The organism is Thalassospira sp. UBA4513 (assembly GCF_002388495.1).
Classification (GTDB): domain Bacteria; phylum Pseudomonadota; class Alphaproteobacteria; order Rhodospirillales; family Thalassospiraceae; genus Thalassospira; species Thalassospira tepidiphila.
On record NZ_DGMR01000039.1, the window covers coordinates 395,526 to 406,338 of the forward strand.

At 55.8% G+C, this 10,813-nt stretch carries 12 protein-coding genes; 7 read left to right on the forward strand and 5 right to left on the reverse strand.

Annotated features, from left to right (window positions below):
* Positions 1-12: 12 nt before the first annotated feature.
* The 4 genes from B2T33_RS18675 to metX all read right to left on the reverse strand — a co-directional run bounded on the left by B2T33_RS18675 (position 13) and on the right by metX (position 3,092).
* The gene (locus B2T33_RS18675; RefSeq protein WP_063088529.1) at positions 13-300 is read right to left on the reverse strand and encodes a hypothetical protein; all 288 of its coding nucleotides are present in this window, start codon (positions 298-300) and stop codon (positions 13-15) included.
* 19 nt (positions 301-319) lie between these two features.
* Complete coding sequence (locus B2T33_RS18680) at positions 320-1,165, reverse strand: hypothetical protein (RefSeq protein ID WP_286792863.1); 846 nt, start codon at positions 1,163-1,165, stop codon at positions 320-322.
* A gap of 113 nt (positions 1,166-1,278) precedes the next feature.
* Positions 1,279-1,929, reverse strand: a complete 651-nt coding sequence (gene metW, locus B2T33_RS18685) for a methionine biosynthesis protein MetW (RefSeq protein WP_064779873.1) — start codon at positions 1,927-1,929, stop codon at positions 1,279-1,281.
* Positions 1,930-1,931: 2 nt separating this feature from the next.
* Positions 1,932-3,092 (reverse strand): homoserine O-acetyltransferase MetX, encoded by a 1,161-nt coding sequence (gene metX / locus B2T33_RS18690; RefSeq protein WP_040822680.1) that lies wholly within the window; start codon positions 3,090-3,092, stop codon positions 1,932-1,934.
* 471 nt (positions 3,093-3,563) lie between these two features.
* Between metX and B2T33_RS18695 the strand changes: the two genes are divergently transcribed.
* The 6 genes from B2T33_RS18695 to B2T33_RS18720 all read left to right on the forward strand — a co-directional run bounded on the left by B2T33_RS18695 (position 3,564) and on the right by B2T33_RS18720 (position 9,097).
* Complete coding sequence (locus tag B2T33_RS18695) at positions 3,564-4,436, forward strand: chorismate mutase (protein WP_231959620.1); 873 nt, start codon at positions 3,564-3,566, stop codon at positions 4,434-4,436.
* Between the two features lie 52 nt (positions 4,437-4,488).
* Positions 4,489-5,586: a histidinol-phosphate transaminase gene (gene hisC / locus B2T33_RS18700; RefSeq protein WP_008889145.1), complete on the forward strand. Its 1,098-nt coding sequence runs from the start codon at positions 4,489-4,491 to the stop codon at positions 5,584-5,586.
* A 1-nt stretch (position 5,587) separates the two neighbouring features.
* Entirely contained in the window at positions 5,588-6,553 is a 966-nt protein-coding gene (locus B2T33_RS18705; RefSeq protein WP_008889146.1) for a prephenate/arogenate dehydrogenase family protein, read from the forward strand.
* A gap of 89 nt (positions 6,554-6,642) precedes the next feature.
* Positions 6,643-7,524 (forward strand): DMT family transporter, encoded by an 882-nt coding sequence (locus B2T33_RS18710; RefSeq protein WP_008889147.1) that lies wholly within the window; start codon positions 6,643-6,645, stop codon positions 7,522-7,524.
* Between the two features lie 47 nt (positions 7,525-7,571).
* On the forward strand, positions 7,572-8,132 hold the full coding sequence (locus B2T33_RS18715) for a gamma-glutamylcyclotransferase (RefSeq protein ID WP_120224185.1): 561 nt from the start codon (positions 7,572-7,574) through the stop codon (positions 8,130-8,132).
* On the forward strand, positions 8,132-9,097 hold the full coding sequence (locus tag B2T33_RS18720; RefSeq protein ID WP_197146058.1) for a DMT family transporter: 966 nt from the start codon (positions 8,132-8,134) through the stop codon (positions 9,095-9,097). Before B2T33_RS18715 ends, B2T33_RS18720 begins: the two co-directional genes overlap by 1 nt.
* An 18-nt stretch (positions 9,098-9,115) precedes the next feature.
* On the opposite strand, the gene B2T33_RS18725 is transcribed toward B2T33_RS18720, so the two are convergent.
* The gene (locus B2T33_RS18725) at positions 9,116-9,985 is read right to left on the reverse strand and encodes an SDR family oxidoreductase (RefSeq protein WP_197146057.1); all 870 of its coding nucleotides are present in this window, start codon (positions 9,983-9,985) and stop codon (positions 9,116-9,118) included.
* 116 nt (positions 9,986-10,101) lie between these two features.
* Between B2T33_RS18725 and B2T33_RS18730 the strand changes: the two genes are divergently transcribed.
* The coding region (locus tag B2T33_RS18730; protein ID WP_286792864.1) for a LysR family transcriptional regulator at positions 10,102-10,813 on the forward strand (712 nt) is incomplete at its 3' end.

A 10,813-nucleotide genomic window follows, 5' to 3' on the forward strand; every position in this document is an offset into this window, starting at 1 on the left:
GAATGCGGCCCGTCAGATAAATTTCGTCAGCACCGCAACCAGGGTCATCAGCCCGGTTTGCAGGGTCGCGGCATTGTTGACCTGCTGGCGCAATTGCTTCATCGCCGCTTCGTCTTCGGCGTCGACTTCCTTGGCTTCATCAAGCTGCTTGGCCTGAAGGGCGACCAGTTGGCTGGCGGCCTTATCAAGGGCCGGTTTGGATTTGACCTTCTGATCAATCGTCGCCCCCTGATAGGTCACCGCTGCGGTCGCATAGGCTTCCTGTGCATCGGCAATCAGGGCACCGAGTGTCTGGCTCATTGTGAAATCTCCCTCTTTTCTAGTTGGTTGCGGTTTCAAGCAGGCCGGTGCCTTGGGTGACCAGTTCGGCTGGGCTCAGCTTGCCGATCTGGCTCGAAAGTTTGATGCCGTCTTCGACCGCGGTAATCAGTGATCCGACATCAAGCTTGGCATAGTTATCGATCTGTCCCTGCAACCTGTTGCCAAGGGTTGAGGCCGTCACAAAGGCGCGCAGAGTATCGGTCTGCATCGCGCGTTCGGCCGCGATCAGGCTGTTCCATTGCGGCCACCAGGCCTCGATCAACAGGCTTTCGGCCTCGGGATTGTTATGATCCTTGGTGCGGATCAGGTTCAGTTCGGCAATCAGGGTGCTGCGCCGGGTCAGGAATTGCGGCGGGGTGCGCGCGAACTCATCGCTGATGGTGGCAAGCTGTGCGCGCAGTTTTTCCAGGATCGCACCCGATTCTGTGACCGCCGACGCACCCAATGCCGATCCGGCTTCGATATTATCGAAGATCGCAACGAACTGCTGATACTGGCTGCGCAGACCCTTCAGCGTATCCTGCCACTGACGCGCGACGTTTGGGTCGATTTTCACCGCATCGGGATCAAGCAAGGTATCGATATTGGCCGGTGTGATCGTGCCGGTGAAATCGCTGATGTTGCTGACAAACGCGCTGCGCTTTGCCGTGTCGGATTTCGGGAAGGGGGCAAATTGCGTGCTATAGGCCGCGTCATAGTGATCGAACGCCTGCTCGGTCGCGCTGCCAAACTGGGTGGCCGAAAGTTTCAGCGTCTCGGCCTTCTGCGAACAGGCCGCAAGCAGGGTGATCGCGCCGATCAGAAAACTGCGGCGAACAAATTGTATGAGGATTGAAATGGTCATATCGGCCCCGTCTGATGATTTTGCCCGATCGGGCATCAGATTTCAGACGGGGACACGATCAGTTTGTGATCGGGCAGGGGCGATTGTTCAGTGAAAACGAATAATCGATCTGATTATTTGCTTAACATGAAAAGTGCCTGGTTGCCCAAAAAGTTGGAAAACCGGGTCTGGCTGCCGAGGCTGAGCTTCGATCCCGCTTCATTCAAAACCATCGACCGTTCGATCGTCAAATCCATTTCTTTACACAGCGCAACGAAGTCCAAAACCGTGCAGAAATGGATGTTTGGCGTTTCGTACCACATGATCGGAAGGTTGGGGTTCTGCGGCATACGGCCCCGGAACATCAGATCAAACCGTGCGCGCCAATGGCCGAAATTCGGAAATGACACAATCGCCTTGGTGCCAATGCGCAGCAATTCCGACAGCACCTCTTTCGGGCGCTGGGTTGCCTGCAAGGTCTGGCTGAGGATGGCGTAATCAAACGCCCCGTCCGGGTAATCGCGAAGATCGCGATCCGCATCACCCTGCATCACCGGAAGTCCCTGTGCAACACAGTTGCGCACCCCTTCGTTGGACAGCTCAAGCCCACGGCCATCAACCTTTTTGGTGCGTGTGAGATACCCCAGAAGTTCGCCGTCACCACAGCCGATATCAAGCACGCGCGTGCCCGGCTCGATCATGTCGGCAATCAGTTGCAGGTCGACACGGATGCGGTCGCTGTGCGCAACGTTGGCTGCGCTGTTTGGGTTCAAAGTCTCATTCATGATTATTTCAGCCCCCGGCCTTCGGCGGCACCTTCGATGAAGCCACTCAGCACCATGTGGAAATCGGGTTCATCAAGCAGGAACGCATCATGGCCCTTGTCGCTTTCGATCTCGACGCAGCTGACATTGCACGACGCGGCATTGAGCGCATGGGCGACAATCCGGCTTTCGGCGGTGGTAAAGCACCAGTCGCTGGAAAACGAAATGACGCAGAACCGGGTTTTGCAGCCCTGAAATGCCTCGGCCAGTCGCCCGTCATATTCAAGCGACAGATCGAAATAATCCATCGCGCGGGTGATATAGAGATAGCTGTTGGCATCAAACCGGTCGACAAAGCTTTTGCCCTGATGGCGCAGGTAACTTTCGACCTGGAAATCCTGATCGAAGCTATAGGTGATTGCACCACGGTTTTGCAGCTTGCGCCCGAATTTGCGGTGCAGGGCCGGTTGCGACAGATAGGTGATGTGCGCGGTCATGCGCGCGACAGCCAATCCGCGTGACGGTTTCTTGCCTTCCAGCAGGTAATTGCCCCCGCACCAGTCCGGATCGGCCATGACGGCCTGACGCCCGACTTCATGGAAGGCGATATTTTGCGCCGAATGACGGAACGAGGTCGCAATCGGGGCGGCGGCATAAACCCGTTCGGGATAGCTTTTGCACCATTCCAGAACCTGCATGCCGCCCATCGATCCGCCAATGACGGCAAACAGCATGTCGATGCCAAGCGCGTCAATCAGCATGGTTTGCGCACGCACCATGTCGGCAATGGTGATCACCGGGAAATCAAGACCCCACGGCTTGCCGGTCGCCGGATTGATTTCCTTGGGCCCGGTACTGCCAAGGCAGCCGCCGATCACGTTGCTGCAGATGACGAAATACTTGTTGGTATCAATGATCTTGCCGGGGCCGACGATTTCGGACCACCAGCCTTCCTTGCCGGTGATCGGATGCACATCATCGGCAACATATTGATCCCCGGTCAGGGCATGACAGACCAGAATCGCGTTGGATTTGTCGGCATTGAGTTCGCCGTAGGTCTGATAGGCCAGGGTAAACGGACCGAATTCCACACCGCTATCAAGGCGCAGCTTTTCCGTTTCGCCAAGCACCATGTGGTGGCCTGGAAGCGGGGGGCGCTTTTCCGTGTTGGTCGCGGTGGACATGAATTGCGGTTTCCTTGGTTATTCGTTGTTTCCGTGGGCAAACCGACAACGCGCCATGCTTTCATCGTCGGTTTTACGGAAATTAGTTCTCTAGGGTCAGGACCCATTAATTTGATATCAATGGCAGACGTTATATTTGTGAAATCCAAGGAAAATGCCGTAGAGCGGGGTGGCTCCCCGCGCAAGGGATTTGACGCCGGAGTTTGCAAATATAACGTCTGTCCTTCGGATTCATCGGATTTGCACGGCCTACTTTGTCGCAAAGCCTTGAAAGATACATATCTTCCTGCGGCTTTGCTTCGCGTATCCGCACAAATCCGATGAACCATTGAAACCAAATTAATGAGTCCTGACCCTAGCTATGAAGCAGAGCCGGGGTTAGTCAATCTTTTCTTTGCATTTCTGCGGCCCTGTCCTAATACTGTGCGCCGTTCAAAAGAAGAGTAGATTATGGCGTCTGACGATAAAAATTTGGCAAATCTTGACCTGAATGAGCTGCGCGGAGAGATCGACGAGATCGATCAGGCTTTGCAGTCGCTGATCATTCGCCGGACAAAGGTTGTGCAGGCCGTCGGGGCCTACAAGGACCGGATGATCGCGGCGGGTGGCAAGGTCAAGGTGCCCTATCGCCCGGCCCGTGAAGCCCGCATCATGCGCACGCTTGTTGAACGTCATGAAGGGGCCTTTCCCAAAACCGCCCTGATCCAGATCTGGCGCGAAATGATCGCAGCCGGAACCCGCCTTGAAGCGCCGTATACGGTGGCACTTGGCCGCAATGCTGACGGGTTGGATTGCTGGGAACTGGCACGCCTGAATTTCGGGTGCCTTAACGAAATCATTGAATTTGATACCCCGCGCGAAGCGTTCAACGCCGTTGAAGACGGTCGGGCGGCGGTTGGTGTGTTTCCCAAACCGCAACTGGGCGAGGCCCAGCCATGGTGGGTCCATCTGAGCGAACAAAGCCCGGTGCGGGTGGTTTCAAAACTGCCCTTTGGCGGTCGCCCGGTTGGACGCGGCGAAGATACCGAAGGTTTCGTTCTGGCCGCGATTGAACTTGAAGACAGTGGCGATGACCGGACTCTGTTTGTGGTCAGCCTGTCCAAAGAGATTTCGATGGATACCGTGCGCAAAAAAATTGCGGATGGCATCGACGGATCGGTAATCCTTGGCTTTTCTGACGATGAGGCGACGGATCGGCGTTTTGTGCTTGTTGATGTGCCGGGATTCTTTTGTAATCGCACCAATGCGTTTCAGAGCACACTGGACGCGCAAGGCCTTCGCCCCGAAAGTTTGCGGGTTGTTGGGGCCTATGCCGTGCCGCTTGCCGAAGACGCACTGAGTTAAACATGCTTGGCAGCCGCGACTGGCTGCAATTTCCCCAGGGAGAATATACCTGATGTCTGCGCCCACCCCACGCCCCGGAATTCTCGATATCGCGCCGTACAAAGGCGGTAAATCCAGTGCTGACAGTGCTCAGCGCGTGATCAAATTGTCTTCGAACGAAGGCGCACTCGGCCCGAGCCCCAAGGCCATGGAAGCCCTGCGTAACACGGCAACCCGTTTGCATCGTTATCCGGATGGCGGTTGCGACGTTCTGCGTCACAAGCTGGCCGAAAAATACGGTCTGGAATTTGATCAGCTTATTTGCGGTAACGGTTCTGATGAACTTCTGACCCTGTTGATCCGCGCCTATGCCGGTCCGGGTGATGAAGTGCTGTATTCGCAGCACGGCTTTTTGATGTATCCGATTGCGACCATGGGCGTTGGTGCAACGCCGGTAACCGCGCCTGAAACCAACATGACGACCGATGTTGATGCACTGTTGGCGGCGGTGACGGACAAAACAAAGATCGTGTTTGTTGCCAACCCGAACAACCCGACCGGCACCTATATTTCGGATGCCGAAATGAAGCGCCTGCGCGATGGCCTGCGTGAAGACATCGTTCTGGTGGTTGATGCGGCCTATGCCGAGTTCATGACCGGTCAGGAAGATTATTCGGCCGGTGAGGAGCTTGTGAAAGCAGGCAACAACACCGTGATGACCCGCACATTTTCCAAGATCTATGGTCTTGGTGGTATTCGTCTGGGTTGGTGCTATGCGCCGCCGGCGATTGCCGATGTGCTGCAACGCCTGCGCAACCCGTTCAACGTGCCGCTGCCGACCCAGGAAGCCGGTGCCGCCGCCCTTGATGACGATGATTTCGTCAATGAATGCGTGCGCCACAATGCGGAAACGCTTTCGTGGTTCCGCGACGAGGTGAACGCGATTTCGGGCCTTAAGGCACATCCGAGCTATGGCAACTTCGTTCTCGTTGAATTCCCGGCAGAAGAAGGCAAGAACGCCGATGCTGCCAATGATTTCATGATGGCCCGTGGCGTGATCCCGCGCAAAATCGGTGCCTATGGCCTGCCGCAGATGCTTCGTATTTCCATCGGTACGAAGGAAGAAATGGAAATCTGCCTGCAGACCATCAAAGACTTTGTGAACGCATAAAATGACCAATACTGCATCCCAACCGCTGTTTGAAACTGTCGCCTTTATCGGCATGGGCCTGATCGGCTCGTCAATGGCCCGTCGCATCAAGCGTGACGGCCTTGCCAACAAAATCACCTGCGCGGTCCGATCAGAAGCGACCCGTGACCGGGTACTTGAACTTGGCATTGCCGATGAGGCCTATTGCGACATCAAGCAGGCGGTTGGCGATGCGGATTTGGTTATGGTGTGTGCTCCGGTCGGTGCCAATGAAGCCATTGGGGCACAATTGACTGGTGCATTGAAAAAAGGTGCGATTGTTTCCGACGTTGGTTCGGTCAAACAATCGGTCATCCGCGATATTGCCCCGCATCTGGATGAGGGTGTGCATTTCGTGCCCGGTCACCCGTTGGCCGGGACCGAACATTCCGGCCCGGATTCCGGTTTTCCGGAACTGTTTGAGGAACGCTGGTGCATCCTGACCCCGATCCCGGGCGAAAACGAAGCTGCGATTGCCAAGGTCAAAGCCCTTTGGGAAGCCTGCGGGATGTATGTTGAATGCATGGATGCCGATCATCATGACCGTATCCTTGGCATTACATCGCATCTGCCGCACCTGATTGCCTACACGATTGTCGGAACGGCAACCGATCTTGAAGATGCGCTGCGTCAGGAAGTGATCAAGTTTTCCGCAACCGGTTTCCGTGACTTTACCCGTATTGCTGCGTCTGATCCGACCATGTGGCGGGATGTGTTCCTGAATAACCGTGAAGCGGTGCTTGATGTGCTGGGACGTTTTCAGGAAGACCTGATGGCCTTGCAACGCGCCATTCGCTGGGGCGAGGGCGACAAGCTGTTTGAGCTGTTTTCGCGCACCCGTGAAATTCGCCGCGGCATTGTTGATGCCGGTCAGTATTTCGCCAATTTCTCGGCCGAAGGCGAAGACCGAAAAAGCGACGAAAAGAGCAAGAAAAAGCCTGCTGAGTAATTTGGGAGTGACCGGCATTCTGTCGGTCATCCTGTGCGGTCCACCAAGCAGCCCCACCAAGCTTTACGGACCGACCTTAGGGGAATGAAATGTCTGCCACCAATCATCCGGCGTTCGCCCGGATCATGCCATTTGTGTTCGTGTTCCTGTGGAGCACGGGCTTTGTGGGTGCCAAGTTTGGCCTGCCCTATGCAGATCCGTTCGTTTTCCTTTTTGTCCGATTTGTCATCGTCCTGATCCTGATGATCCCGGTGATCTTCCTGATGGGCGCGAAATGGCCAAAAACCTGGCGTGAGGCCGCCCATATCGGCACCACCGGGGTGCTGGTGCATGGTGTTTATCTGGGCGGGGTGTTCTGGGCGATTGATACCGGGTTGCCCGCCGGGCTTGCCGCATTGATCGTTGGTTTGCAGCCGGTTGTGACCGCATCGGTCGTGGGTTCCATTTTGGGCGAACGGGTTTCGATGCGCCAATGGGGCGGGTTGATCCTGGGTCTGATCGGGGTGGCGCTGGTTTTGCTGCCCAAGATTGGCGATGGTGTTGGCATTACGCCGTTTGGCATCGGGCTTGCGGTTTTTGCGCTGTTTGGCATGACTGCGGGCACCCTTTATCAGAAACGTTTTTGCACGGGCATGGAACTGATGAGCGGCACAGTCGTTCAATATGTTGCTGCCAGTGTGTTTGTCGGCGTTGTCGCGCTGTTCAAGGAGCCGCTGCATGTTGAATGGAGCATGGACTTCATTCTGGCGATGGCGTGGCTGGTGCTGGTTTTATCCATCGGGGCGATCATGCTGTTGATGGTTCTGATCAAGCAGGGCGAAGCCACACGTGTGGCCAGCATGTTCTACCTTGTGCCGCCGACAGCCGCGTTCTTTGCGTGGCTTCTGTTTGACGAGCAACTTGGCGTGCTTGGCTTCGCCGGGTTTGCAATTGCCGCCCTTGGGGTGGCATTGGTGATCATGAAGCGTTAGTTTCGCGTAATTCTAAGAGATCAGAAAGCTAGTTAGCGGAGGAATGCGTGAGCGACGCGCGCGAAAAATGGGTGTTTGGATACGGGTCGCTGTTGTGGCGGCCGGGCTTTGAATTTGTCGAGTGCGCACGTGCGTTGCTGCCCGGCTATCACCGGTCGTTTTGTATCTATTCCCATCATTATCGCGGCACGCCGGAAAATCCGGGGCTGGTTCTTGGCCTGAACAAGGGCGGGGAATGTGTTGGCAACGCGTTTCTCATTGCTGAGGAAAACTGGTCAAAGGTGAAGGCCTATCTTGATGAGCGCGAACTTGTGACCAACACCTATATCCCCGCCGATGTCGAGGTTGAGCTTGCAGACGGGCGCACGGTGATTGCGCACACCTATGTCGCCGATCCGACACATGAACAATATGCCGGTAACCTGCCGGTCCGCACCGCGGTTGAAATCATTGTTGCGGCCCATGGCAATGTCGGGCCGAACCTTGAATATCTGGAAAACACGGTGCGCCATCTTGATGAAATGGGCATCATTGATCCGCCCCTGCACGATCTGATGGATCTGGTGCGGCGCGAATATGGCGAGATCAATATGGGGGCGGGAATCTGATGAGCCAGTCAAACGGAACGACTGTTTCTGCCACCCAGAGCGGGTCGCAGACGCCACTGACGATGGCCTATCTGATGTTGGTGGCCTGTTCGTTGATGTGGGGGTCAAACCACGTGGTGGCGCGCGGCATCAATGAAACGGTCCCGTTCGAGGCACTTTCATTCTGGCGCTGGATCGTTGCGATCTGTTTGCTGTTGCCGTTCTGCTTTAAATATCTGCGTCGCGATCTGAAAATCATGGCGGACCACAAATTGTCGATGTTCCTGATCGGCTTTACCGGTGTGTTCCTGTTTTCGGTGGTGATTTATCTGGCGGCCTATAACACCACGGCGGTCAATACCGGCCTTCTGAACGCGACGACACCGATCTGGGTGTTGTTGTTTGCAGCCCTTTTGACGGCAGACAAACCACGACTTGGCCAATGGCTGGGCGTGCTGGTGGCCGGGGCCGGAACCGCGACGATTATCGCCAAGGGCGACCCGTCAGTCTTTGCCAGAATGGATTTTGTTCTGGGCGATGTGCTGGCGATGATGTCGGCCATGGTCTGGGCGGCCTATTCGATGTTTTTGAAACGCGCGCCCAAGGGTGTGCATCCGCTAAGCCTTGTATTTGTATCGGCCCTGATCGGTTTGTGTTTCTTAACGCCGCTTTATATCTGGGCGCTGGTGGTCGATGGAAAGCCGTTCTTTACCAGCCTTGATCCGGTTTGGCCCGATATGCTCAAGATTTTCTATATCGGGGCGGGTCCGGCGTTTCTGGGATACATGTTCTGGAACAGGGGTGTGTCGTTGGTCGGCCCGGCCAAGGCGGGGGTGTTCATGTATCTGATCCCGGTCTGTTCAAGCGGCCTTGCCATCGCGTTTCTGGGTGAGGCGCTGCATCTTTATCATCTGGCGGGGATTGTTTTGATCGTGTCGGGTATCTGGCTTGTGACACGTAAAAGGCGGGTGGCAAAGCCGACCTGAATGCGAACATTTGTGGGATCAGGTGCGCGGCATTTTTTCGCTAAGGAAATCGGGTATCTGGCGCGGATCACGCCCCAGTATGCGACTAAGTGTTGGGTCGACGGTTTCGAATTCACCAGCCTTGGCCGCACGGTAGTAACCGATAATGATTTCAAGCACGTTTCCTGAGAGTCCTGCGCGGTGCAGGCTTTCGAGCATCATATCTTCACCGATAATCTGACGTTCGATGGTTCTGCCTGTGACCGCGCTTGCCATCTGTGCCAGATCTGCAAGGTCAAGGGCGTGATTTCCGGTGAGGGGCGGTGTGATGCCTTCGATGGTTTCATGCCCGCTTAGCAGCCGTGCATCAGCCTCTGCCAGATCTTCGTGGGTTACCCAGGCAACCTTGCCATCCTCGGGGCCAGTCAGCGTGCCAGTGGCAAAACCATGTTCATGCATGCTCAGAATACTGTCGGCGTAAAAGCCGTGGCGCATTGAAGTCCATGCCAGGCCGGAGTCCGCTAGCATCGCCTCAGTCGCGGCGTGATCACGGCCCGGCGGGAAATGAGAGAGTGGGTTGCTTGATACCTGACTGGTATAGAACACACGTTCGATGCCGATTTCCTTTGCCACTGAAATTGCTTTTTCATGCTGATCGAGCGGATTGTCGCCACTTGCCCCGGCATTGGATGATACCAGCAATAGTCGTTTGGCCCCCGCCCAAGCATGGCGAAGACTGTCGGCATCGTTGTAGTCGCCCCGCCTGACACGAACGCCCGCGGCTAGCCGTTCAGGAAGCTTTTCGGGGTTGCGGACGCTCAAACTGATTTGATGGGCTGGAACGAGGCGCTTTAGCGCTTCGACGATAAGGCTGCCGAGTTTTCCCGAGGCCCCTGTTACGATGAACATTGGTTGATCTCCAATTACCTTGGCGCGCCACTGGACGCTTCTTGGATTTGTCGTCGACAGGATGACTGTTCTGGATTATCGAATTAAGTGGGTAAATTCTGAACAGGTTGTTCTCTATGAAGAACGGTGTTTCTGCGGATGATCTGACTGTCCTGGTCGCGGTTGTGCGCGAAGGTGGCTTTCGTGCTGCTGGCCGACGGCTTGGTATGGCCGCCTCGAATGTCAGTACGACGGTCTCGCGGATTGAGGAGCAATTGGGCATTCCTGTTTTGCGCCGAACGACACGCAGCCTGCATCTGACCGATGCGGGCAAAGTGCTTGTGGATCGTGTCGATCCATTGCTTTCGGGACTGGATGCGGCCTGTAACGAGGTGAAGGCCCTCTGTGGTCAGGTTCAGGGACGGTTGAAGCTGAACGTACCCGGTGCGGTCATGCGCGACATTCTTCCTGCGCTGATTGCCGAATATCGTGTGCGCCATCCAGCCGTAGAGGTTGAAATCGTCGTGGAGAGCGATCTTGTCGATATCGTTGCAGAGGGCTGTGACGCCGGGATTCGTTATGGCAGCGTTCTGGAACAGGATATGATTTCTATTCCGATTGGTCCGCGTCGCCAGCAGATGGCGTTGGCCGCGGCCCCGGCGTATCTGGAAGCGCGCGGGATGCCTGACACAGCGGAAGACTTGATACATCATGATGCGATCCGCTATCGCCTTGATGGGGGCCCACTATTACCGTGGGATATTATGAGCGCACAAGGATCGGTTCGGGTGGAGCCATCCAATGTTCTGGTACTAAGCGTTGCTGCAGTTGATACGGGTCTTCGTTTTG